At 72.7% G+C, this 23,644-nt stretch carries 18 protein-coding genes; 10 read left to right on the forward strand and 8 right to left on the reverse strand.

All coding sequences use genetic code 11. The features are described from left to right. Positions 1-160: 160 nt before the first annotated feature. Positions 161-1,432, reverse strand: coding sequence for an amidohydrolase (locus OH807_RS16680; protein WP_406199323.1), 1,272 nt, complete (start codon positions 1,430-1,432; stop codon positions 161-163). A gap of 236 nt (positions 1,433-1,668) precedes the next feature. Further along, a complete protein-coding gene (locus tag OH807_RS16685; RefSeq protein ID WP_406199326.1) occupies positions 1,669-3,258 on the reverse strand; it encodes a methylmalonyl-CoA mutase in 1,590 nt (529 codons plus the stop codon). A gap of 186 nt (positions 3,259-3,444) precedes the next feature. On the opposite strand from OH807_RS16685, the gene OH807_RS16690 reads away from it, so the two are divergent. From OH807_RS16690 to OH807_RS16700, 3 genes are all read left to right on the forward strand, one after another. Next, positions 3,445-4,185 carry an SDR family oxidoreductase gene (locus OH807_RS16690; RefSeq protein WP_406199329.1) on the forward strand — a complete coding sequence of 247 codons (741 nt, stop codon included), beginning with the start codon at positions 3,445-3,447 and terminating at the stop codon, positions 4,183-4,185. An 80-nt stretch (positions 4,186-4,265) separates the two neighbouring features. Then, entirely contained in the window at positions 4,266-5,918 is a 1,653-nt protein-coding gene (locus OH807_RS16695) for an alpha/beta hydrolase (RefSeq protein ID WP_406199331.1), read from the forward strand. 295 nt (positions 5,919-6,213) lie between these two features. After that, positions 6,214-6,699 (forward strand): 2-oxo-4-hydroxy-4-carboxy-5-ureidoimidazoline decarboxylase, encoded by a 486-nt coding sequence (locus tag OH807_RS16700; RefSeq protein WP_406199333.1) that lies wholly within the window; start codon positions 6,214-6,216, stop codon positions 6,697-6,699. Positions 6,700-6,705: 6 nt separating this feature from the next. On the opposite strand, the gene OH807_RS16705 is transcribed toward OH807_RS16700, so the two are convergent. Continuing rightward, positions 6,706-7,473, reverse strand: a complete 768-nt coding sequence (locus OH807_RS16705; protein ID WP_406199336.1) for a hypothetical protein — start codon at positions 7,471-7,473, stop codon at positions 6,706-6,708. Positions 7,474-7,727: 254 nt separating this feature from the next. On the opposite strand from OH807_RS16705, the gene sdhC reads away from it, so the two are divergent. Genes sdhC through OH807_RS16725 form a run of 4 tightly spaced genes read left to right on the forward strand, consistent with a single transcriptional unit; the run spans position 7,728 to position 11,155 of the window. Beyond that, complete coding sequence (sdhC, locus tag OH807_RS16710) at positions 7,728-8,108, forward strand: succinate dehydrogenase, cytochrome b556 subunit (RefSeq protein WP_406199337.1); 381 nt, start codon at positions 7,728-7,730, stop codon at positions 8,106-8,108. An 8-nt stretch (positions 8,109-8,116) separates the two neighbouring features. Further along, the gene (locus OH807_RS16715) at positions 8,117-8,608 is read left to right on the forward strand and encodes a succinate dehydrogenase hydrophobic membrane anchor subunit (protein WP_406199339.1); all 492 of its coding nucleotides are present in this window, start codon (positions 8,117-8,119) and stop codon (positions 8,606-8,608) included. Positions 8,609-8,639: 31 nt separating this feature from the next. After that, on the forward strand, positions 8,640-10,382 hold the full coding sequence (gene sdhA, locus OH807_RS16720; RefSeq protein ID WP_406199341.1) for a succinate dehydrogenase flavoprotein subunit: 1,743 nt from the start codon (positions 8,640-8,642) through the stop codon (positions 10,380-10,382). After that, the gene (locus tag OH807_RS16725; RefSeq protein ID WP_406199343.1) at positions 10,382-11,155 is read left to right on the forward strand and encodes a succinate dehydrogenase iron-sulfur subunit; all 774 of its coding nucleotides are present in this window, start codon (positions 10,382-10,384) and stop codon (positions 11,153-11,155) included. The genes sdhA and OH807_RS16725 overlap by 1 nt, the downstream gene beginning before the upstream one ends. 63 nt (positions 11,156-11,218) lie before the next feature. Here OH807_RS16725 and OH807_RS16730 read toward each other — a convergent pair whose 3' ends face one another. After that, positions 11,219-12,847 (reverse strand): hypothetical protein, encoded by a 1,629-nt coding sequence (locus tag OH807_RS16730; RefSeq protein ID WP_406199346.1) that lies wholly within the window; start codon positions 12,845-12,847, stop codon positions 11,219-11,221. 76 nt (positions 12,848-12,923) lie between these two features. Next, complete coding sequence (locus OH807_RS16735) at positions 12,924-13,181, reverse strand: SCO4848 family membrane protein (protein ID WP_406199348.1); 258 nt, start codon at positions 13,179-13,181, stop codon at positions 12,924-12,926. A gap of 145 nt (positions 13,182-13,326) precedes the next feature. Between OH807_RS16735 and OH807_RS16740 the strand changes: the two genes are divergently transcribed. After that, positions 13,327-14,541 (forward strand): D-alanyl-D-alanine carboxypeptidase family protein, encoded by a 1,215-nt coding sequence (locus OH807_RS16740; protein ID WP_406199349.1) that lies wholly within the window; start codon positions 13,327-13,329, stop codon positions 14,539-14,541. Positions 14,542-14,584: 43 nt separating this feature from the next. Here the strand turns inward: OH807_RS16740 and OH807_RS16745 are convergent, their stop codons facing one another. Both OH807_RS16745 and OH807_RS16750 read right to left on the reverse strand, forming a co-directional pair. Next, on the reverse strand, positions 14,585-15,535 hold the full coding sequence (locus tag OH807_RS16745; protein WP_406199352.1) for a YihY/virulence factor BrkB family protein: 951 nt from the start codon (positions 15,533-15,535) through the stop codon (positions 14,585-14,587). 62 nt (positions 15,536-15,597) lie between these two features. Then, positions 15,598-16,596, reverse strand: a complete 999-nt coding sequence (locus tag OH807_RS16750) for a glycosyltransferase family 2 protein (protein WP_406199354.1) — start codon at positions 16,594-16,596, stop codon at positions 15,598-15,600. A 154-nt stretch (positions 16,597-16,750) separates the two neighbouring features. Between OH807_RS16750 and OH807_RS16755 the strand changes: the two genes are divergently transcribed. Both OH807_RS16755 and OH807_RS16760 read left to right on the forward strand, forming a co-directional pair. Next, positions 16,751-20,323 carry a CDP-glycerol glycerophosphotransferase family protein gene (locus tag OH807_RS16755; protein WP_406199356.1) on the forward strand — a complete coding sequence of 1,191 codons (3,573 nt, stop codon included), beginning with the start codon at positions 16,751-16,753 and terminating at the stop codon, positions 20,321-20,323. Positions 20,324-20,602: 279 nt separating this feature from the next. Next, positions 20,603-23,101: a CDP-glycerol glycerophosphotransferase family protein gene (locus OH807_RS16760; RefSeq protein WP_406199357.1), complete on the forward strand. Its 2,499-nt coding sequence runs from the start codon at positions 20,603-20,605 to the stop codon at positions 23,099-23,101. A 33-nt stretch (positions 23,102-23,134) separates the two neighbouring features. On the opposite strand, the gene OH807_RS16765 is transcribed toward OH807_RS16760, so the two are convergent. After that, positions 23,135-23,623: a 2'-5' RNA ligase family protein gene (locus OH807_RS16765; RefSeq protein WP_406199359.1), complete on the reverse strand. Its 489-nt coding sequence runs from the start codon at positions 23,621-23,623 to the stop codon at positions 23,135-23,137. Positions 23,624-23,644 lie beyond the last annotated feature (21 nt).

The following is a 23,644-nucleotide window of genomic DNA, read 5'->3' on the forward strand; positions in this document are numbered from 1 at the left end:
ACGGGCCGCCGGAGCATTCGGGTTGTTATCAAACCGTGGTCTCACGGCCCTCCCGACGCTCCTTTGCCGTGCGCGGACGGTGACTGCAACTGGCCCCGCCCAGTTTACGCAACCGGGCAAAAAGACAGGATTCCCGCCAATCCGGGCATCACGGACCGGGCTACGCCCCCTGCGCGACGGGCCCCTGCCCCGCGTCCAGCGCCAGGGCCGCGAAGAGCTCCACGCCGATCCCGATCGCCCGCTCGTCCACGTCGAAGCGGCCCTGGTGCAGGTCGCGCACCGTGGTGTCCCCGGGGGGCCGGACGCCCAGCCGGGCCAGCGCCCCGGGGGCGTGCTCCAGGTACCAGGAGAAGTCCTCGCCGCCCAGGCTCTGCTCGGTGTCCTCCACCACCTCGCGGCCGTCGCCGCCGAACCGGGCCGTCATGGCGGCCTCCAGCAGGGCCACCGAGACCGCCTCGTTGACCACCGGCGGCACCCCGCGGTGGTAGTCGAGCGTCCACTTCGCCCGGTAGGTCTCGGCCAGCTTGGCGATCAGCTCGTGCAGCTGGTCCGGCGCCTCGCGCCAGCCGGCCAGCTCCAGGCAGCGCACGGTGCCCTCCAGCTCGGCGTGCTGCGGGATGACGTTGGGGGCGGAGCCGGCGGCGATCCGGCCCCAGACCAGGCTGACGCCCCAGCGCGGGTCCATCCGGCGGGCCAGCACGGCCGGGAGGTCGGCGGCCATCCGGGCGATCGCGGTCACCAGGTCGGTGGTCAGGTGCGGGCGGGCGGTGTGGCCGCCGGGGCCGTCCAGGTGGAGCACCAGGCGGTCGCAGGCCGAGGTGATCGCACCGGCCCGCAGCCCGACCCGGCCCACCTCCACCCTGGGGTCGCAGTGCACCGCGAAGATCCGGCCGACCCCGTCCATCCCGCCGGCGTCGATCACGTCCAGCGCCCCGCCCGGCATGACCTCCTCGGCCGGCTGGAAGAACAGCCGGACCGGCCGGCGCAGCTCACCGGTGCGGGCGGCCTCCGCCAGGACGAGGGCCGTCCCCAGCACCACCGAGGTGTGCACGTCGTGGCCGCAGGCGTGGGCCCGGCCCGGGACGGTCGAGCGGTAGGGCACGTCGGCCTTGGCGTCGTCGATCGGCAGCGCGTCGATGTCGGCGCGGAAGGCCAGGAACTCGGCGCCGCGCGGGGTGCCCTCCGGGACGATGTCGACGATCATGCCGGTGCCGCCGGGCAGGACCCGGGGGGCCAGCCCGGCGGCCGTCAGACGGTCGCGCAGCAGGCCGGTGGTACGGAACTCCTGGCGGCCCAGCTCCGGATGCCGGTGCAGATCGCGGCGGAAGGCGATCAGCTCGGGCTCCAGTGCCCCGACCCGGGCGCGCAGGTCTGCGGCGGGGCGGGCAGGGGTGAGCGTGACGGCCGACTGGGCGGACTCAGGACGGTTCATCTCAACAAGGGTAGGCCTGTTGGGGGGATTTGGCCCGACTTCCCGAAAAGAAGTCCCCGGATGGGCGCATACCGGCTGAGCAGGTGGGTATGACATCTCGTTTCAGTCGCCTTCCCCAAGTTGCGTGCCCTGTGCAACGACCGCCCGCCGCGGCGGTCACGGGTCCGCGCCGGCAGCGGGTTGACGCCCCCTCAGGGCCGCCCCCGCCCCTCCTGCTCCCGGAGCCGCCCCGGCCCTCAGAACCGCTCCCGGGCGGTGTACGTGCCCCACACCTCGCGCAGCGCGTCGCAGACCTCGCCGAGGGTGGCCCGGGCGGCCAGCGCCTCCTTCATCGGGTACAGCACGTTGTCCGTCCCCGCGGCCGCCCGGCGCAGCGCGCCGAGCGAACGGGCCACCGCCGCGGAGTCCCGTTCGGCCCGCAGCCGGGCCAGCCGCCCGGCCTGCTGCGCCTCGACCGCCGGATCCACCCGGAGCGGCCGGTACGGCTCCTCGGCGTCCAGCCGGAAGCGGTTCACGCCGACCACCGTCCGCGCGCCGGAGTCGGTCTCCTGCTGGACGCGGTAGGCGGTGCGCTCGATCGCGGCCTTCTGGTGGCCCGCCTCGATCGCGGCCACCGCACCGCCCAGCTCCTCGATCCGGGCCATCAGGGCGAGGGCGGCGGCCTCCAGCCCGTCGGTCAGCGACTCGACCGCGTAGGAGCCGGCGAACGGGTCGACGGTGGCGGTCACGTCGGTCTCGTGGGCGAGCACCTGCTGGGTGCGCAGCGCCAGCCGGGCGGCCTTCTCGGTGGGCAGGGCGATCGCCTCGTCGAAGCTGTTGGTGTGCAGCGACTGGGTGCCACCGAGCACCGCCGCGAGCGCCTGCACCGCGACCCGGACCAGGTTGACCTCGGGCTGCTGCGCGGTCAGCTGCACGCCGGCGGTCTGGGTGTGGAAGCGGAGCATCTGCGAGCGCGGATCCCGCGCGCCGAACTCCTCGCGCATGACGCGGGCCCAGATCCGCCGGGCGGCGCGGAACTTGGCCACCTCCTCCAGCAGCGTGGTGCGGGCCACGAAGAAGAAGGAGAGCCGGGGCGCGAAGTCGTCCACCGCCATGCCGGCCGCGAGGGCGGTGCGCACGTACTCGACGGCGTTGGCGAGGGTGAAGGCGATCTCCTGCGCCGGATCCGCCCCGGCCTCGGCCATGTGGTAGCCGGAGATCGAGATGGTGTTCCACCGCGGGAGCTCGGCCCGGCAGTACCGGAACACGTCCGCGACCAGCCGCAGCGAGGGCCTCGGCGGGAAGATGTAGGTACCGCGGGCGATGTACTCCTTCAGCACGTCGTTCTGCACCGTGCCGGTCAGCCGGGCCGGCGCGACCCCGCGGGACTCACCGACCAGCTGGTAGAGCAGCAGCAGCGGGGCGGCCGGCGCGTTGATGGTCATCGAGGTGGAGACCTCGCCCAGCGGGATGCCCTCGAAGAGCACGCCCATGTCCTCGACGCTGTCGATCGCCACCCCGACCCGGCCCACCTCGCCGGCCGCGGGCCGGGCGTCCGAGTCGTAGCCCATCTGGGTGGGCAGGTCGAAGGCCACCGAGAGACCGGTGCCGCCGCCCTCGATCAGCTGCCGGTAGCGGGCGTTCGACTCGGCGGCGGTACCGAACCCGGCGTACTGGCGCATCGTCCACAGCCGGCCGGTGTACATCGTCGGCCGGATGCCCCGGGTGTACGGGTACTCCCCGGGCCGGCCGAGCCGCTCCCGCGGATCCCAGCCGTCGAGCGCCCCGGGGCCGTAGACCGGCTCGACCGGGAGGCCCGACTCGGTGCGACGCGGCTCGGCTGCCATGGTGTCCTCCGCGGGGTCGGCGGGGCGGTGGGCTCGTCCCCCCGCAGTCCAGGACATACCCGGAACGCCCGGCCCGCCCACCGGACGGCGGCCGGGCCCTCGGGCGCGACGGCCCCCGGGCGCCGCCGGGCCGGGCGGACACCATTGAGATGATCGGCACAACGACCGGACAACTCAGGAGTGGCAATGAGCGAGCAGAAGGTGGCCGTGGTCACCGGTGCGAGCAGCGGGATCGGCGCGGCGACCGCCCGCCGGCTCGCGGCCGAGGGCTTCGACGTGGTGCTGACCGCCCGGCGGGCCGATCGGATCGAGGCCCTGGCCAAGGAGATCGGCGGCCGGGCGTACCCGCTGGACGTCACCGACCGGCCCGCCGTGGACGCCTTCGCGGCCGTGGTCGGCCGGGTGGACGTCCTGGTCAACAACGCCGGCGGCGCGATCGGCGCGGAGCCGGTGGAGAGCGCGGACCCGGCCGACTGGCTGGCGATGTACCAGGTGAACGTGCTCGGCGTGCTGCACGTGACGCAGGCGCTGCTGCCGGCGCTGCGGGCGAGCGGCGACGGCACCGTGCTGGTGCTCTCCTCCACCGCGGCGCTGGCCGCGTACGAGGGCGGCGGCGGCTACGTGGCGGCCAAGCACGCCGCGCACACCATCGCGGCGACGCTGCGGCTGGAGCTCTGCGGGGAGCCGATCCGGGTGATCGAGATCGCGCCGGGCATGGTGAAGTCCGAGGGCTTCGCCGTCACCCGGTTCCGCGGCGACGAGGAGAAGGCGGCCGCCGTCTACGCGGGCGTCGCCGAGCCGCTGACCTCGGACGACGTCGCGGACACCGTCGCCTGGGCGGTCACCCGGCCGCCGCACGTCAACATCGACCTGCTGGTGGTGCGCCCGCGGGCCCAGGCCGCCAACCACAAGGTGCACCGGGCCTGACCCGCCGGGCGGGCGGTCCGGGGGGTGGGCCGGGGGGGGTCATGATCGAGCGTGTCACCCGCCAGTGGTACACACGTGCGATGAGATCCTCCCGGGCCGCCCGCCCGCAGCTTCTGCTGACCGCTCTCGCGGCCGGCACCCTGCTCCTCGTCTCCGCCTGCAACGACACCGCCAAGCCCGCCCAGGACGCGCTCGGCACTCCGGCGCCCGCCGCACCGACGGCCACCGCGACGGCGAGCCCCACCCCCACGCCCAAGCCCACCGGCGCCGACGACCCGGCGCTCAAGCCGTTCTACGGCCAGCAGATCGCCTGGGCCGCCTGCCCCGCCGACCCCGAGGCCGCCAAGGCCAAGATCGACATCTCCGGGATGCTCTGCGGCAAGCTGCACGTCCCGCTCGACTACGCCAACCCCGCCACCGACGCGCTCGACATCGCGCTGATCAAGCTGCCGGCCGGCAAGCCGGACCAGAAGCTCGGCTCGCTGATGGTCAACCCGGGCGGCCCGGGCGGGTCCGGCATCGAGATGGTGAAGTACGGCGCCAAGGACTACGACGGCGCCCTGCACGACCGCTTCGACGTGATCGGCTTCGACCCGCGCGGCACCGGCGAGAGCTCCCCGGTGCTCTGCTACGACGACAAGCAGCACGACGAGGCCAACCAGCGCGACAGCCCGCAGGACCCGCAGGCCCGCAAGGCCGAGCACGTCAGGAGCTCCACCGAGCACGCCGCCGCCTGCCAGGCGAAGTCCGGCAAGCTGCTGCCCTTCGTCGGCACCCGCAACACCGCCCGCGACCTGGACGTGCTGCGCGCGGCCTCGGGCGACAAGAAGCTCAACTACCTCGGCATCTCGTACGGCACCTACCTCGGTGCGCTCTACGCCGAGGAGTTCCCGCAGAACACCGGCCGGCTCATCCTGGACGGCGCCGTCGACCCCGCCCAGGACCGGCTGGACCACGGCATCGACCAGCAGATCGGCTTCGAGAAGTCCTTCGAGCGCTTCGCCGCCGACTGCGTCCGGAACCACGCCGACCAGTGCCCGCTCGGCAAGGACCCGGACAAGGCCGCCCAGAAGGCCGCCGACTTCCTGGACGGCCTGTACGACCACCCGATGACGGCGAAGGACGGCCGCAAGCTCGGCCGCGACCTCGCCTGGACGGGCACGCTCAGCATGCTCTACGGCGACGAGAAGGTGGCCTGGCAGAACCTGCGCAACGGCCTCGGCTGGGCCATGCTCGGCCACAAGGCGGACCCGCTGCTCTCCTTCGCCGACAACTACAACGGCCGCGACGAGAACGGCCACTACAGCCCGATGGAGGAGGCGAACGGCGCGATCAGCTGCGCCGACGCCGCCCGGCCCGCCCCCACCACGGAGCGCGCCCAGCAGGCGGTGGCCAAGCTCCTGGCCGAGGCCCCGCTGATCGCCAAGGGCGCCACGGCGGACGACTTCAGCGAGGCCGGCTGCGCCTACTGGCCCTTCAAGACCAAGGAGCAGCCGCACACCGTCCGGGCCGAGGGCAGCGCCCCGATCCTGGTGGTCGGCACCACCGGCGACCCGGCCACCCCGTACGCCTCCGCCGAGGCGCTGGCCAAGGGCTTCGCCAACGCCACCCTGCTGACCCGGGTCGGCGAGGGCCACGGCGCGTTCGGCAAGGGCAACACCTGCGTCGACACCGCGCTGGCGGCCTACCTGGTCGACGGGACGATGCCCGCGGCCGGGACGCGCTGCTCCTGAGGAGCCGGCGTTATTAGCAGATGAGAACGGGGAGGGCGCTGACACCGAGGTGTCAACGTCACAACTTGATAGCTCGATCGGATGAATTCCGCGTGCGCCCTCCCCAACTGATGACTGCTCAACTACCGTTGACCCGCTGCCCGGCGGGCCCCGGAGGCCGTCCCGCAGCCTCGATACTTCAGCTGCTCCACCCTCCCTTTCACCGGCCCCTTCCCGCCCTCACGAGGAGGACCCGCTGGCCAGCGACATCCCGCCACAGCGGCTGGACCCAAGCTCCGAGCCGACCCTCCTCGGGTTGCACCGCTTCAACGAGGCCGACGCCGGCGCCGCCGAGGAGGCCCTGCTGGCCTGCTGCGGCAGCCACCGCTGGGCACTCAGGCTGACCGCACACCGGCCCTACCCCGACATAGAGTCCCTGCTGGCCGCGGCCAGCGAGGCCTCCTACGACCTGCGCCCGGCCGACCTGGCCGAGGCACTGGCGGACGAGAGCTGGATGCCGCAGCCGCTCCTGGGCATGCGCGCACCCGGCAGCCAGGCCGCCCACACCGCACTCCGGGCGGCCCACGCCGCCTACGAGGCGCGGTTCGGGCACGTGTTCGTGGTCTGCCTGGAGGGCATCGCCCCCGAGGAGATGCTCGACACCGTCCTCACCTCGATCCGCACCCGACTGGCCAACGACCCGGACGAGGAGCGGCTGATCGCCTCGGACGAACTGCGCCGGATCGCCCTCACCCGCCTGGAGCACCTGGTCGCCACCCACTCGGAGGCCGGAGCCCGCTGAACCGGCTCACCTCCTCGCCTGCGCGGCGCGGAGCCTGGTCACCTGCTGCCGGACGATCCGCTCGTCCGGCAGCTCGGCCGGCTCCGCGCCGACGCCCACCGTGGTGAAAACCACCAGCGCCGGGCCGACCCGCACCAGCACGGCACGCTGCGAGAGCACCACCGCGCCCGATTCATTCGTCAGGGTGAACCCGGTCGCACCGTCGGCTCCCCCGGGCGTGGGCGTGTCGTCCCGGGTCAGCCGGTGCCTGGTCCGCGCCCCCTTCCCGGCCCGGTCCGACGCCGGCGCCGGAGCCGTGGAGGTGAAGGAGGCGCACGGGCCGAACAGCGTCTCCAGCTCCGCCTGGAGCTGCGCGGCCCGCCCGGACCGGTACCCCAGCAGTGCTCCGTACACCCCGCCCCGCGGGTCCGCCGCCCGCGCCACGCTCAGATCGGTCTCGGCGTACGCACCCCCCGGACCCGGCGAGGGCGTGGCGGCGCCCGCCGTGACGGCCGGGGTCACCGCGTCCAGCAACGGCCGGCAGGCGGGCACGTCGACGATCTCCCAGGCCCCGCCGGCGCCGGTCTCGCCGTGACCCGGCGTCATCACCGTCACGGTGTAGCCGGGCCCGAGGTCGGCGTCGGCCACCGCGGCGGCCCGCAGCTCGGCGGCGGACAGCTCGCGCCCGGGCCCCGCCCGGTCGGCGGAGCCGCCGACCGTGGTGCAGCCCGCCGCCGCCAGCAGCAGGACGCAGACGACGGCGGGGGCGGACGGACGGGGCGGGCGGAGCGGCACGGGGGCCTCGGCAGGGTGTCGGCACGGAAGGGGCCGCCACCGTAGCGCAACCGAACGGTCACCCTGCGTGCGTATTTCGGGCGCAGTTCCCGCCGTACTAGGCCAGTCGTGCCTGATTGATCACACCTCGGCCCCCCGGAGGCGGTTCCCCAGACGGCGTCGATAGGATGCTGGCGGCCGGTGGACCGTACCCGGCCGGGCTGACCGACACCGAAGCCGGCCGAGCCCCCAATCCGCTTCCGGAGGGTTTTTCCGTGCCGGCTGGAACGCTGTACCGCGGCCGGGAAGGCATGTGGAGCTGGGTGGCTCATCGAGTCACCGGCGTCCTCATCTTCTTCTTCCTGTTCGCCCATGTCCTGGACACCGCACTGGTGCGGGTGTCGCCCGAGGCGTACGACACCGTCATTCAGACGTACAAGACGCCCCTGGTGAACCTGATGGAGTACGGCCTGGTGGCCGCCATCCTGTTCCACGCTCTCAACGGCCTGCGGGTCGTCGCCGTCGACTTCTGGTCGAAGGGCCCGAAGTTCCAGAAGCAGATGCTCTGGTCCGTGGTCGGGGTGTGGGTCGTCCTGATGGCCGGCGCCTTCTACCCGATCCTTCAGCACACGCTGACCACCTGGTTCGGGAAGTGATCTGAGACATGTCGACGGAATACTCCGACGCCCTGGTGGTCCCCTCCGCCCAGGCGCACACCGGCAAGGGCCTCGGGACCGGTAACCCGGCCGACGCCTTCGTGATCGAGCCGGCCCGCCAGCGGAGCAAGAAGACCCCGCGCCGCACCCGCACCAACTTCGAGATGCTGGCCTGGCTCTTCATGCGCCTGTCCGGCATCGTCCTCGTGGTGCTGATCCTCGGCCACCTGCTGATCATGCTGGTGCTCGACGGCGGCGTCTCGAAGATCGGCTTCGCCTTCGTGGCCGGCCGCTGGGCCTCGCCGTTCTGGCAGGGCTGGGACCTCCTGATGCTCTGGCTCGCCATGCTGCACGGCGCCAACGGCATGCGGACGGTCATCAACGACTACGCCGAGAAGGACTCCACCCGGCTCTGGCTGAAGGGCCTCATGGGTGCCGCCACGGTCTTCACCGTGCTGCTCGGCACCCTGGTGATCTTCACCTTCGACCCGAACATTTAATCGGCAGAGGCCAGAGGCGAGTAGACCCCCCATGCAGATTCACCAGTACGACACCGTCATCGTCGGCGCCGGTGGCGCCGGCATGCGCGCGGCCATCGAGTCGACCCAGCGCAGCCGCACCGCGGTGCTCACCAAGCTCTACCCCACCCGGTCCCACACCGGCGCGGCCCAGGGCGGCATGTGCGCCGCCCTCGCCAACGTCGAGGAGGACAACTGGGAGTGGCACACCTTCGACACGGTCAAGGGCGGTGACTACCTGGTCGACCAGGACGCCGCCGAGATCATGTGCAAGGAGGCCATCGACGCCGTCCTCGACCTGGAGAAGATGGGCCTGCCCTTCTCCCGCACCGAGCAGGGCCGGATCGACCAGCGCCGCTTCGGCGGTCACTCCCGCAACCACGGCGAGGCCCCGGTCCGCCGGTCCTGCTACGCCGCGGACCGCACCGGTCACATGATCCTCCAGACGCTGTTCCAGAACTGCGTCAAGCACGGTGTCGAGTTCTTCAACGAGTTCTACGTCCTCGACCTGCTGATCAACGAGGGCAAGACGGCCGGTGTCGTCGCCTACGAGCTGGCCACCGGCGAGATCCACGTCTTCCAGGCCAAGTCGGTCGTGTTCGCCTCCGGCGGCACCGGCAAGTTCTTCAAGGTCTCCTCCAACGCCCATACCCTCACCGGTGACGGCCAGGCCCTGGTGTACCGCCGCGGCCTGCCCCTGGAGGACATGGAGTTCTTCCAGTTCCACCCGACGGGCATCTGGCGCATGGGCATCCTGCTCACCGAGGGCGCCCGCGGCGAGGGTGGCATCCTGCGCAACAAGGACGGCGAGCGCTTCATGGAGCGCTACGCCCCCGTCATGAAGGACCTCGCGTCCCGTGACGTCTGCTCCCGCGCGATCTACACCGAGATCCGCGAAGGCCGCGGCTGCGGTCCGGACGGCGACCACGTCTACCTGGACCTCACCCACCTGCCGCCGGAGCAGCTGGACGCCAAGCTCCCGGACATCACCGAGTTCGCGCGCACCTACCTCGGCATCGAGCCCTACACGGACCCGATCCCGATCCAGCCCACCGCGCACTACGCCATGGGCGGCATCCCGACCAACGTCGAGGGTGAGGTCCTGCGCAACAACACCGACGTCGTCCCGGGCCTGTACGCGGCCGGCGAGGTCGCCTGCGTGTCCGTGCACGGCGCCAACCGCCTGGGCACCAACTCGCTGCTGGACATCAACGTGTTCGGCAAGCGGGCCGGCATCGCCGCCGCCGACTACGCGCAGACGGTGGGCTTCACCGAGCTGCCCGAGAACCCGGCCGAGAAGGTCGAGGCGCTGGTCGACGGCCTGCGCGAGTCCACCGGCACGGAGTCCGTTGCGCAGATCCGCAAGGAGCTTCAGGAGACCATGGACGCCAACGCCATGGTCTACCGCACCGGCGCCACCCTGAAGCAGGCGGTCGAGGACATCGCCGCGCTGCGGGAGCGGTACAAGAACGTCTCCATCCAGGACAAGGGCTTCCGTTACAACACGGACCTGCTGGAGGCCGTCGAGCTGGGCAACCTGCTCGACCTGGCCGAGGTGCTGGCCGTCTCCGCGCTGGCCCGTGAGGAGTCGCGCGGCGGTCACTACCGCGAGGACTTCCCGACCCGTGACGACGTGAAGTTCATGCAGCACACCATGGCGTACCAGGAGGTTGCCGAGGACGGCACCACCTCCATCCGCCTCGACTACAAGCCGGTCGTCACGACCCGCTACCAGCCGATGGAGCGTAAGTACTGATGAGCACTCCGACTGTGGAGAAGCACTCGGCCGCTCTGGACGCGGTCGAGGCGGGCGGTGTCGACCTGATCACCGTCACCTTCCGGATCCGCCGGTTCAACCCGGAGGAGCACCCGGACCCGGTGTGGGTCGACTACCAGCTCACCCTGGACCCGAAGGAGCGCGTCCTGGACGCGCTCAACAAGATCAAGTGGGAGCAGGACGGCACCCTCACCTACCGCCGTTCCTGCGCGCACGGCATCTGCGGCTCCGACGCCATGCGGATCAACGGCCGCAACCGGCTGGCGTGCAAGACCCTGATCAAGGACGTCAACCCGGAGAAGCCGATCACGATCGAGGCCATCAAGGGCCTCACGGTCCTCAAGGACCTCGTCGTCGACATGGACCCGTTCTTCCAGGCGTACAAGGACGTCATGCCGTTCCTCATCACCAAGGGGAACGACCCGACGCGCGAGCGCCTGCAGTCCGCCGAGGACCGCGAGCGCTTCGACGACACCACCAAGTGCATCCTGTGCGCCGCGTGCACGTCGTCCTGCCCGGTCTTCTGGAACGACGGCCAGTACTTCGGCCCGGCCGCGATCGTCAACGCGCACCGCTTCATCTTCGACTCGCGCGACGAGGGTGCGGAGCAGCGGCTGGAGATCCTGAACGACCGCGAGGGCGTCTGGCGCTGCCGGACCACCTTCAACTGCTCGGAGGCCTGCCCCCGTGGCATCGAGGTCACCAAGGCGATCCAGGAAGTGAAGCGGGCGCTGGTCACCCGCCGCTTCTGATCCCGTCCTGACACCGCGAAGGCCCCCGCCGACCCATCCGGTCGGCGGGGGCCTTCGCCGTGCTCAGCGCAGCGCGCCGAGGTCCTTCGGCGCGGTGACGCCGCTGTACGTCAGCAGGTGCCGGTCGGCCGTGACGGCCCAGAGGTCCGGCTGCCCGTCGCCGTTCCCGTCGCCCGAGCTGCCGAGCGTCGGGTAGGCCTCGACCGTGAAGCCGGTCGCGACCACGCCGGCGGAGGGGTCGGTGAGGGCGGAGAAGTCGAAGGTGCCGTCCGCCCGCTTCGGGACGGGGTACGCGTGCAGCGCGCCGGTGGCCCGCTCGCGTGCCCACAGCGCGAGGTTCCCGGCGGCGTCGGGGCCGGGGGCGATCAGGTCGTAGCCGTTCCAGGCACCGGTGGTGGTGAGCCGGCGGACCTTCGCGTAGCCGTAGGCAAAGTCGCCGGTCTGCAGCCAGAGGTCCCCGCCTTCGAGCGTCAGCAGGGACGGCGAGGTGGCATCGGCCACGGGGCCGAACGCGACGAGCTGGTCGGCCTTGGTCCAGTCGCGGGCATAGCCCTCGGGGCACGGCACCGTGGTCCAGCCGGTCTCCACGCACTCGCGCGAGGTCGAGATCGACATCAGCGCCGAGAAGGACCCGTAGTCCTCGTTGTCGTAGATGCTGAGGTACCCCTCGCCCGGCTTGTGGATGAACAGGTCGTCCGTGGGCGTGTGCCGCCCCCAGCCCCGGTGCGCCACCTGGTAGGGACCCCAGCTCACGTGAGCGGGTGAATAGCCGGCGGCAATGGTGGCGTTCGGCGTGGTGTCGGCCGCGTTGACGCTCAGGTACTGCAGGTTGCCCTGGGCGTCGGGGAGCAGGATGTCCGCCACCGCGTCGCCGTCCACGTCCCCGAGTGTGCTCGGCGGGTTCGGGTTCGACCGGGCGTAGAACTGGTACGACCCCCCGGAGACGTTCCCCGCGGTGTCGATCACCTGGACGTTGAGGCTGTTGGTGCCCCAGTTCAGCACCTTCAGGCTGACCGCCGCCGTGCCGTCGGCGCCGGGCTTCACCGCGTCCTTGGCGGTGCAGTCGGCCACCCCGAGGTCGCTCCAGCCGTACCGGAAGCACGCCACGCCCGAGGCCTCCCCGCCGGCCGGGACGGGGTCGGCGCCCTTGAGGACGAAGGTGCCCTTGTCGCCCGCGTACTTGGTCGAGCCCTGCGGGGGGAAGTCCGGCGAGGTGATCGCGACGGTGGGCGAGGTCAGGTCGACCTTGAAGTGGCAGTCCGGCGTGGGCAGCGAGATCCGGTGGCCCTGGAGCGCCCAGGCGCGCCACTGGTAGCTGTGGCCGTCCACCAGGCCGGGCACGTTGATCCGGGCCGTCCCGGGGTAGGCCGCCGCCGCGGTGCCGCTGAAGACGGTGCTGTCGAGGTTGGCGGTGTCCCAGACGCCGAAGCGGCCGGAGAGGTCGCCGGTCGTGTCGGAGGTGACGTCCGCCCGCAGGGCCGGCCCGCTGACGGTGCGGCCGATCCAGCCCGGCTCGGTGGTCCGGTCACAGGCGTCGGTACGGGCGCCCGTGACAGTCCTCGGCGCCGGATCGGCCCCCGGGTTGGCCACCCTGAGGCCCGGCCCGGCCGCCATCGCCGGCGTCGCCAGCAGGCCCGCGGCCAGGGCCGCGACGGCGACGCCGCCGATCCGGCGATGACGTGTGTGTCGCATGCTCAAATCCCCACCCTCACGTTTGTGTTCGAACGGCGAGGATCTTGCCAGGGGGGACCGACAGCGGCAACGGGATTCAGTCGGTGGCCGGCTCGCGGCGGGTCGCGCGGAGGCCGCGGACGCCGACCGAGCCGACGGCGATGCCGAGGAGGAAGGAGGTGACGGCGAGCAGGAGGTGGACCCAGAAGAAGGCGGTGGGCCGGGAGTGGTCGCCGTCGAGGAAGGCCTGGCCGCCGGAGTCCTTCCAGAGGTTCTTGGCGAAGGTGATCCAGATCATCATGGACCAGACCCCGAAGGCGGTCAGGAACCAGGAGGTACGGCGGCTGAGCTTCATGGGGGGTCCTCGGCGGGCGGTGGCGTGAAGATGGCGTGCGCTCCCAGTATGCGCAGGCGGCCGTTCGGCGTACGGCGGCCCCCTCCTGCGGAGGAGTGGCCCGGCGGGGCGGACGGCGGGCCCCCCGACTGGGTACGGTCTGCTGGTGCCCAAACGTCCTGAGCTCGCACACCTGCTCGCCGTGTACGCCGCGGCCGTCCCGGTCCTCCTCGCCGCCCCGGCGGCCGTCGCAGCCCCGCAGGAGCCGCCTCCCCCGCCGGCCGCGATCGGCGGCGAGCGGATGGGGCTCTCCGGGGTCCAGGTGGCCCCGCTGGCCGGCGCACCGGCACTGCCGGGGGACCTCACCGGGCAGTCCTGGGTGGTCGCCGACGCCGCGTCGGGTGACGTGCTGGCGTCCAGCAACCCGCACCGGCGGCTCGCCCCGGCCAGCACGCTGAAGATCCTCTTCGCGGACACGGTGCTGCCCAAGTTCGACCGTAACCTGGTGCACCGGGTCGCGGACGCCGAGATCCAGGGGATCGGTGCCGGCAGCAGTCTGGTCGGTATCAAGGAGGACCTGGACTACAAGGTCGAGGACCTCTGGCGCGGGGTGTTCCTCAGCTCGGGCAACGACGCGGTGCACGTCCTGTCGCACATGAACGGCGGGATCCAGCAGACCGTCACCGAGATGCAGGCCCGCGCCACCGCCTTGCAGGCCCGGGACACCAAGGTGGTCTCGCCCGACGGCTACGACATGGAGGGCCAGGTCTCCTCCGCCTACGACCTCACCCTGTTCGCCCGGGCCGGGCTCCGGAACCCGGACTTCCGGATGTACTGCGCCACCCGGGACGCGATGTTCCCCGGTGCGGTGGACAAGAACAGCGGCCAGCGCGGCAGCTTCGGGATCGCCAACACCGACCGCCTGCTCGGCAAGTACCCGGGCCTGATCGGCGTGAAGAACGGTTTCACCACCGAGGCCGGCTCGACCTTCGTCGGCGCTGCCGAACGGGGCGGCCGCACCCTGCTGGTGACGGTCATGCACCCGACGACGTACCAGAAGGTCTACGACGAGACGGCGGCACTGCTCGACTGGGGCTTCGCGGCGGCCGACAAGGTGACGCCGGTCGGCAGGCTGGTGGACGAGGCCCCGGCCGGCGGCACCGAGCCTGCGCCGACCGGACAGGCCGGCGGCAACGCCGGGGTGCCCGCCCCGCCGCCGCACCCCTCGCCGACGCCGACGGCGGCCCCGACCGCCCCGACCGCCGCCGCGGGCGGCGGCGACGGGCTCGGCCCGGCCGGCTGGCTGGGGATCGCCGCCGCCCTGGCGGTGGCCGGCGCGGGCGCGCGGCACCTGCTCAGGAGGCGCGGCCGCACGGCCTGAGCAGGAACAGCAGCGGGAGCACGAGCGGCCCGCGGGCCCGGCCTCAGTCCTGGGGCCGGGCCCGCGGTGCGTCCGCCCGCGCCGCGGCCTCCTCCTCATCGGCCTCCGCCACCATCTGCCGGGCGCGTTCGCGGGCCCGGTCGAGGGCGGCGGCCGGATCGGCGGTGGCCGTCCAGGAGACGCAGTACATCAGCAGCCGGCAGACGAAGTTGATCCAGAGCAGCAGGGCCACCGGCACGCCGAAGGCCCCGTAGAGGCTCTTCCCGGCGACCGAGCCCAGGTAGGAGGCGAGCAGGATCTTCAGCAGCTCGAAGCCGACCGCGCCGATCAGCGCGCCCTGCAGCACGTCCCGCCGGTGCTGGCCGCCGATCCCGGGGAACGGCGCCAGCAGGTAGGCGAAGAGCAGGGTGTCCGCGGCCACCGCGATCAGCAGGCCGACCGCGGTGAAGAGGTAGCCGCCGGTGGCCAGGCCGATCCAGTCGGCGATCCGGCCGGCCAGCGTCGTCCCGGCCGCGGAGGCGGCCAGCGAGAACAGCGAGACCAGGCCCAGCCCGCAGAGCACCAGGCAGTCCCAGGCCTTGCGGAGCACCGGGTTGCCGTCCTCCGGCGGAAGCTGCCAGATGTCCCGGACCGAGCTGCGCATGGTGTCCACCCAGCCGAGGCCGGAGATCAGCAGCAGCACGCCGCTGACCAGCCCGACGGCGCCCGCGTTGGCCACCAGCGAGGAGAGGTTGAGCGCGTCGGAGATCCCCGGCAGCTGGTCGGAGATCTTCTTCTGCAACTCGGCGACCCGGCTGTCGCTGAGGGTCGCGACCGCGATCGCCAGCGCCACGGTGAGCAGCGGGAAGAGTGCCAGGAAGCCGAAGAACGTGATCGCGCCGGCCAGCCGGTTGCCGCGGGCGGCGGTGAAGTGCTGGTAGACGCGGTACGGGCGGCTGCGCAGTACCCGGGCCACGATCGGGCCGATCACCGGGAGGCGGGTGAGGAAGTCCACCCGACCGGTTATACCGGCCCGTCGCCCGAACGGCCGTCAGGCTCCCCGGCCGCGGCCGGGGTTCAGCGCTTCACCAGCCGGCGGGCCCGGGCCAGCGCGCGCACGGCCTGGTAGGCGCCGTAGCGGCCGTGGCTGAGCAGCTCGGTGCGCACACCGTCCACCCCGGCGGGCGGCCGGTAGCCGGCCGGGCGCAGCCGGGCGCAGTGCGCGGCGGCCCGGCGGAAGTACTCGCGGCGGTCGCCGGGCGGGACGCGGCCGGCCCTGGAGACGACGGTGTTGAGGTGGTGGAGCATCCGGCCGTAGACCACCGGGCGCCAGCGGTCGAGGTCGGGGCGGCCGTCCAGGAAGGCGAAGACCAGGTCGTACTGGGCGAAGACGTCGAAGTGCTTGCGGCTGGGGGTGGCGAGGATGTTGCCGCCCTCCTGGCGCTGGCGGTAGTGCACGCCGACCTGGTCGAGCAGGGTGATGCTCCCGGCGGCGAGCAGCGCCGGGTACGTCCAGGGGGTGTCCTCGTAGTAGCCGGCGGGGAAGGCGAGGCCCTGCCCGGTGAGGAAGCCGCGCCGGTAGGCCTTGTTCCAGACCACCTGGAGCAGGTCGAGCAGGTCGGGCCGGGCGTCGAGGTCGAAGACCTCCGGGGAGGCGGCGCCGAAGACGTGCGCCGACGCGGCCCGGGTGATCCGGCCGTCGGCGTAGGTGCGGGCGTAGTCGTAGACCAGGACGTCCGGGTCGCCGCCGGAGGCGAGCCGGACGTCGACGGCCTTGAGCAGGCCCGGGGTCAGCGTGTCGTCGCTGTCCAGGAAGATCACGTACTCGCCGGTGGCGACCTCCAGGCCGGCGTTGCGGGCCCGGCCGAGGCCGACGTTCTCCGGCAGGTGCAGCACCCGCACCCGGGGGTCGGCGGCGGCGGCCTCGTCCAGCAGGGCCCCGCAGCCGTCCGGGGAGCGGTCGTCCACCGCGATCAGTTCGAAGTCCGGGCCGCCCTGGGCGAGCACCGAGTCGAGGCACTCGGGGAGGTACTCCTGGACCTTGTGGACCGGGACGATGATGCTGAAGCGGGGCATGGGCACAGCGTAGTGCGCGGCCCCGCGGCCACGGTCCCCAAGGGCCCGCGGGGCCGGACGGTAGGATCGGTGGGCACGTACGCACCGGTTCAAAAGTGCGGCCAGACCCCGAGCGGGCTGCCACGCTCCTTCCCAAGAAAGGCCTGCGTAGCCGATGGCTCCCCGCCTCTCCATCGTCGTTCCGATCTACAACGTCGAGCGCTACCTCGTGGAATGCCTCGACTCGATCGCCGCCCAGACCTTCACGGACTTCGAGTGCGTCATGGTCGACGACGGTTCGAAGGACGGCAGCGCCGCCCTCGCCGACGCGTACGCCGCCAAGGACTCCCGGTTCCGGCTGGTCCGCCAGGTGAACAAGGGCCTCGGCGCGGCCCGCAACACCGGCATCCGGCACATCGACCCGGACGGCGAGTTCCTCTGCTTCGTCGACAGCGACGACTCGATGCCGCCGAGCGCGTACGAGCTCATGATCAACACGCTGGACGAGACCGGCTCGGACTTCGCCACCGGCAACGTCCTGCGGTTCCGCGCGGTCGGCTACTACCAGTCCGGCGGCCACTCCCGGCCGTTCAAGGAGACCAGGCTCAAGACCCACATCACCGAGATCCCCGCGCTGGTCACCGACCGCACGGCGTGGAACAAGGTGTACCGCCGGTCCTTCTTCGACGCGGCCGGCCTGCTCTACCCCGAGGGCATCCTGTACGAGGACGCCCCGGTCAGCGTGCCGCACCACTACCTCGCCAAGAGCGTGGACGTGCTCTCCGAGCCGATCTACCACTGGCGCGAGCGCGAGGTCGGCGAGATGTCGATCACGCAGATGCGCACCAACCCCAAGGGCCTGGTGGACCGCGTCGCCTCGGTGGAGCTGGTCCGCGGCTGGCTGCGGAAGCAGACCGACCCGCGCTTCGCCCAGTACCTGCGCTCCTACGACGAGAACACCCTCGTCGAGGAGATCCCGATGTTCTTCTGGTCCGTCGTGGACGGCGACAAGGAGTACCGGGACGCCTACGCGAAGAACGTCAGCCGGCTGCTCCGGGCGATCGGCCCCGAGCAGGTCCGCAAGCTGCGCGCGCCGCTGCGGCTGAAGTACCACCTGACCCTCCAGGGCCGGATCGACGAGTTCGTCGAGCAGATCAAGTACGAGGGCGAGAGCAACGGCGGCGTCTCGGCCCGCGGAGTGCTGCGCCCGTACGCCGACTACCCGTTCCTGCGCGGCGGCCGCAAGAGCGTGCCGGCCGGCGTGCTCAAGCTGGACAACTCGCTGGTGATGCGCAGCCGGCTGTACGAGTCGGCCTGGGTCGGCGGCAAGCTGCAGCTGACCGGGCACGCGTACCCGGAGCAGATGGGCGCCGCCAACAAGCTCGACATGGTCCGCACGCTGGTGCTCCGCGAGGCCAAGGGCCGCCGGGTGATCGCCGTCCCGATGAAGACCCTGTACAGCCCCGAGGCCACCGCCAGCTGCAGCCACGACCTCTACAGCTGCGACTGGGCCGGCTTCACCGTCGCCCTCGACCCCAAGAAGCTCAAGCACCGCGGCCAGTGGAAGGACGGCAACTGGCGCGTCCTGGTGGCCGGCGCGGGCAAGGGCGGCGTCTACAAGGGCCGGGTCTCGGCGGGCTGGAGCGACACCGCGCGCTACCTCCCGGCCAGCTGGGTCGAGCCGGACGTCCGGATCGTGCCGTGGGTCCGGGACGGCCACGTCTACCTGCGGGTGGAGAACGTCCTGGCCCGGGTGACCGGCCTGGCCGCGCAGGACGGCCGGGTGGAGGTCACCGGTGCGGTCCGCTCCGGCCACGACCTGGCCGGGGCCCGGCTCAAGCTGACCCACGTCGAGTCCGACCGCGACCTGCTCCGCCCGCTGGAGCTCACCGCCCCGGTCGGCACGCTGCAGCCGTTCAGCGTCTCCGTCCCGATGGCCGAGCTGACCGCCCTGCGCGAGGCCTGGGCCGAGCTCGACCCGGTGGCCCCGGAGCGTGCCCGCGACCGCTGGGACACCACCCTGCTGCTCGCCGACGGCAGCACCGTGCCGCTGGCCTGGGACGACCGCAACGCCCCGGAGCAGCTGCACCTGGCCGTGAACCCGCACGCCCCGGCCGCGGAGCGCCGCGCGCTCTACGCCAAGCCCTCCCCCGGCGGCTACCTCCAGTTCTCCGACCAGCTGCTCCAGCCGGTGGTGGACGGGATCACCTCGCGCGGCGGCGACGGCTTCCTGCTCAACGGTGCCTTCCCGCTGCCCGGCAACCACCGCTGGGAGCTGGTCGTCCGGCACAACTGGCGCGAGGAGGAGCACGTCTACCCGGTGGAGATCGCGGACGGCCGGTTCCGGACGGCGCTGCCGCCGGTGCCGACGGCCTCCTTCGCCGGCCGCGTGCCGCTCGCCCAGGGCACCTGGGACGTCTTCTTCCGCCCGATCGACGAGCCGGCCGACACGCTCGCCACCCGGCACGCGCTGATCGCCCCGGAGTGCTTCGACGCCCTGCCGCTGGAGGTGGAGTCGCGCGGCAAGCGGATCGTGCTGGAGCGCCGCCACTACGACGGCCTCTCCCTGGAGTCGCACTCGGCGCTGCTGCCCGAGGAGCGCAGCGGCTACCGCCAGCGCAAGCTGCGCACCGTCGACTACCCGGCGGCCCGCCGGCTCCCGCTGCGCGACACCGTGCTCTACAACGTCGCGCTCGGCGGCCTCTACGCGGACTCGCCGCGGGCGATCCACGAGGAGCTGGTCCGCCGCGGCCTGCCGCTGGAGCACCTGTGGGGCAGCGACGACCTCCAGGCCGAGCTGCCGCAGACCGCGGACGCGACGCGGCTCTGGAGCCCGGAGTGGTTCGAGACGCTGGCCACCGCCAAGTACATCGTCACCAGCGCGCACCTGCCGGACTTCTTCGTCCGCCGCCCCGGCCAGGTCGTCGTGCAGACCTGGCACGGCACCCCGCTGAAGCAGATCGGCTACGACTTCGAGAAGGTCTGGTTCACCGACGCCAACTACCTGAAGGGCGTCGTCAAGGAGGTTCCGAACTGGAGCCTGCTGGTGGCCGGGAACAGCTGGTCGGCGCCGGTGCTGCGCCGCGCGTTCGACTTCAAGGGCGAGATCCTGGAGAGCGGCTCGCCCCGCAACGACCTGCTGTTCGCCCCCGACCGGGAGAAGACCGCCGAGCAGGTCCGCGAGCGGCTCGGCCTGCCCGAGGGCAAGAAGGTCGTGCTCTACGCACCGACCTTCCGGGAGGACCGCCGGCGCCCGAACGGCGGTTACCAGATCGACCTGCGGATCGACCTGGACGCGGCCCGGGAGGCGCTCGGTGACGACCAGGTGCTGCTGGTCCGCCGGCACAGCGTGATGTGCGGCCAGATCCCCGGCGCCGGCAACGGCTACCTCTGGGACGTCGGCAGCTACCCCGACATGGCGGAGCTGCTGCTGATCGCGGACGTACTGGTCACCGACTACTCGGCGACGCTGTTCGACTTCGCCGCCACCGGCAAGCCGGTCCTGTTCTTCACGCACGACCTGGAGCACTACCGCGACAACCTGCGCGGATTCAGCCTGGACTTCGAGGCGGAGGCGCCCGGCCCGCTGCTGGCCACCTCCGGGGAGCTGGTCTCCGCGCTCGGCCGGGTCGAATCCGTGACCGCGGAGTACGCCGAGAAGTACACGGCCTTCCGTGAGGCGTACTGCGACCTGGACGACGGCCAGGCCGCGGCCCGCGTGGTGGACGGCATGCTCCGCCAGCAGTAGTACCCGCACCGCCCCGGAGGCGCCCGACGCGAACCCTGCGTCGGGCGCCTCCGTGTTCCCTGGGGGTTACCTGCGTGCGAGCTGTCCTTTACGTCCACATTGCAGTCGAACTCACGTTTCGCAAACGAATTTCTCAGCCAATCCATCGGGCCGCACAGTTGACCCACTCGTCATTTCGGTATGGGATGTCGAATTGGCCCCCGTCCGTTCACCCGCTCGGCACGAAGGCCCCCGGACCACCGCCAAGGACCGGGTCCCGTCCCGAAGGGCTCTCCCCGCATGCCTGTCCTCACCCGGCTCGTCCTGCCGCACGCCGACCCCCGGGCGAGCGACGGCCTGCCGACCCCGGACGACGAGGACGCCGACTTCGGCCTGCTGCGCGCCCGCTGGACCCCGCGCGGCCTGGAACTCACCGGCTACGCCCGCCCCGACGGCACGGACACCGCCCGCCCCGGCTCCGCCTGGACCTGGCTGACCCTGCACCGCGGCGAGGACGAGCCGCCCGTCCACCTCCGGTCCAGACCCCGGCGGCTGCCCGAGGTCACCGACGACAGCGCCCAGCCCGACCACAACCACGACTGGTCCGGCTTCACCGCCCTGGTCGAACCGCGCCGGCTGCGCCGCGGCGAGGAGTGGCTGCTCGGCGACTGGCAGGTCGGGACCACCCTGTTCACCCGGCCCCGCCCCACCCGGCTGCGCCGCCAGTACGGCACGCTCGCCCCGCACTGGTGCGGCTCCGGCGAGTACCCGCCCGCCCACTGGGTCGACCACGACGTCCGGCTCCAGCCGTACTTCGACGACGGCCGGCTCTGCCTGCGGCTCGAACGCCCGGGCGTCCGGCTCACCCACGCCGTCCCCGACCCCGACGGCCTCGACCTGCGCGGCACCGCCGGGCACTGCCCGCCCGGCACCGTGCTCCGGCTGCGCCACCGGGAGAGCGACGCCGTCCTCGAACGGCCGGTCGCCCGCACCGGCAACACCTTCGCCGTCCACCTGCCGTACCGGCCGTTCACGGACGACGGGCGCGGCACCGGCGACCTCGAACACTGGGACGCCGACCTGCTGCGCCCGGACGGCTCCGCCGAGCAGCTCACCCTGGACGAGCGCGGCGGCCCGGTGGCCGGCCAGCACCCGCTGCCCGGCCGCCCCGACCGCGTGCTCTACCTCAAGCACCTGGCCGACGGCCGGCTCCAGTTCTGCGTCCAGCCCGCGGCCGGCTACGTCCGGCAGGTCGCCGTCCGGGCCGGCGGCTTCGAACTCACCGGCGACTGCCCCGGCGACGAGCCGCTCGACCTGGTGCTCCGGCACAGCGGCAACGGCGGCGAGGTCCGCCACCCCGTCGACCGCGGCACCGACGGCAGCTTCCGGATCCGGCTGCCCGCCACCCGCACCGGCTCCGACGGCACCGCCCTGCCGCTGCGCAAGGGCATCTGGGAGGCCGCCCTGCACCCGGCCGGACGCCCCGGCCCGGCCCGCCCGCTGATCGCCGCCCCCGCCGCCCTGCCCGCCCTGCCCGCCGCCACCCAGGCCGGCGGCAAGCGGATCCTGCTGCAACGGCGCTGGCACGACACCCTGCTGCTGGACTCCACGCCCGTCCTCACCGCCACCGAGCGCAGCGCCTGGGCGCAGCAGCGCCAGCGCACCGCCGGCTACCCCGCCGCCCGCCGCGAGCCGCTGCGCGAGGCCGTGCTCTACGACGTGTTCGGCGGCCGTGGCTACTCCGACTCACCCCGTGCGGTGCACGCCGAACTCGCCCGTCGCGGGGCCGCCCTGGAGCACCTCTGGGTGGTCGACGACGCCCAGGCCGAGCTGCCCGCCGGCGTCCGCCCGGTCCGGATCTGGAGCCCGGAGTGGTACCGGGCGCTGGCCACCAGCCGCTACCTGGTCGGCAACACGCACTTCCCGGACTTCCTGCGGCGCCGCCCCGGCCAGGTGGTCGTGCAGACCTGGCACGGCTCGCTGCTCAAGCGGATCGCCCACGACGTCGACAACCCCTGGCTGGCCGACCACGGCTACCTGGAGGCCCTCGACCGGGAGACCCCGCAGTGGAGCCTGCTGCTCTCCCCCAGCGCGTTCGCCACCCCGATCCTGCGCCGGGCCTTCCGCTACGACGGCGAGATCCTGGAGGCCGGCTACCCGCGCGGCGACCTGCTGGCCCGGCCGGACGCGGCGCGCGCCGCGGACGTCCGCCGCCGGCTCGGCATCCCCGACGGCAAGCGGGTCGTGCTGTACGCACCGACCTGGCGCGAGGACCAGCAGCACGGCGACGGCGACGGCTTCCGGCTGGGGCTGCGGATCGACCTCGACCACGCCCGGCGTGCCCTCGGCCTCGACCACGTGCTGCTGATCCGCCCGCACGTGCACGTCCGCGAGCCGCTGCCCGGCGCCGGCGACGGCTTCCTGTACGACTGCGGCGACTACCCCGACGTCCAGGAACTGCTGCTGATCGCGGACGTGCTGGTCACCGACTACTCGTCGATCATGTTCGACTTCGCGATCACCGGCCGCCCGATGCTCTTCTTCACCTACGACCTGGAGCACTACCGGGGCACGCTGCGCGGCTTCTACTTCGACTTCGAGCGGGAGGCCCCCGGGCCGCTCGTCCCCACCTCCGCCGGGCTGCTCGGCGAGCTGCGCGCCCTCGCCGACGGCGGCGCCCCGCTGCCGGCCGGGTACGAGGAGCGCTACCGCCGCTTCCGGGCCACCCACTGCGGGCTGGACGACGGCGGCGCAGCCCGCCGGGTGGTCGACCGGATGCTCGGACTCGGGCGGGCCTGACCGGCCCCGGCCGCGGCACCCGGCCGCGGCCGGTCAGGAGAAGTCGTAGGCCCGCCAGGGCCGCCAGACCTCGTCGGCGTCGAACCGGGAGAGGCTGAAGCCGGGCACCTCGAAGGCCGCCCGGAAGCCGCGGGCCTGCTCGTACGCCTGGTCCAGTGCGTCCTCCGGCAGGCCGTGGGCCACCGTGACGTGCGGGTGGTACGGGAAGGCCAGCTCACGGGCCAGCGGGCCGGAGCGGACGTCCGCCTCCAGCAGCCGGCACTCCTGCGCGCCCTCGTCGACCCGGACGAAGACCACCGGGGAGACCGGGCGGAAGGTGCCGCCGCCCCGGAGGAGCATCCGGAACGGCCGGTGCGCGCGGGCCACCTCCGCCAGGTGCTCCTCGATCTTCGGCAGGTCCGCGGCCGCCACCTCGGTCGGCGGCAGCAGGGTGACGTGGGTGGGTATCGACCGGGCCAGCGGGTCGCCGTGCCCGGCCCGCGCGTCCTGGATCGCCGAGCCGTACGGATCCGGGACGCTCACGGACACGCCGATGGTGACGAC

This window comes from Kitasatospora sp. NBC_01560, from assembly GCF_045208415.1.
In the GTDB taxonomy this organism is placed as follows: Bacteria; Actinomycetota; Actinomycetes; order Streptomycetales; family Streptomycetaceae; genus Kitasatospora.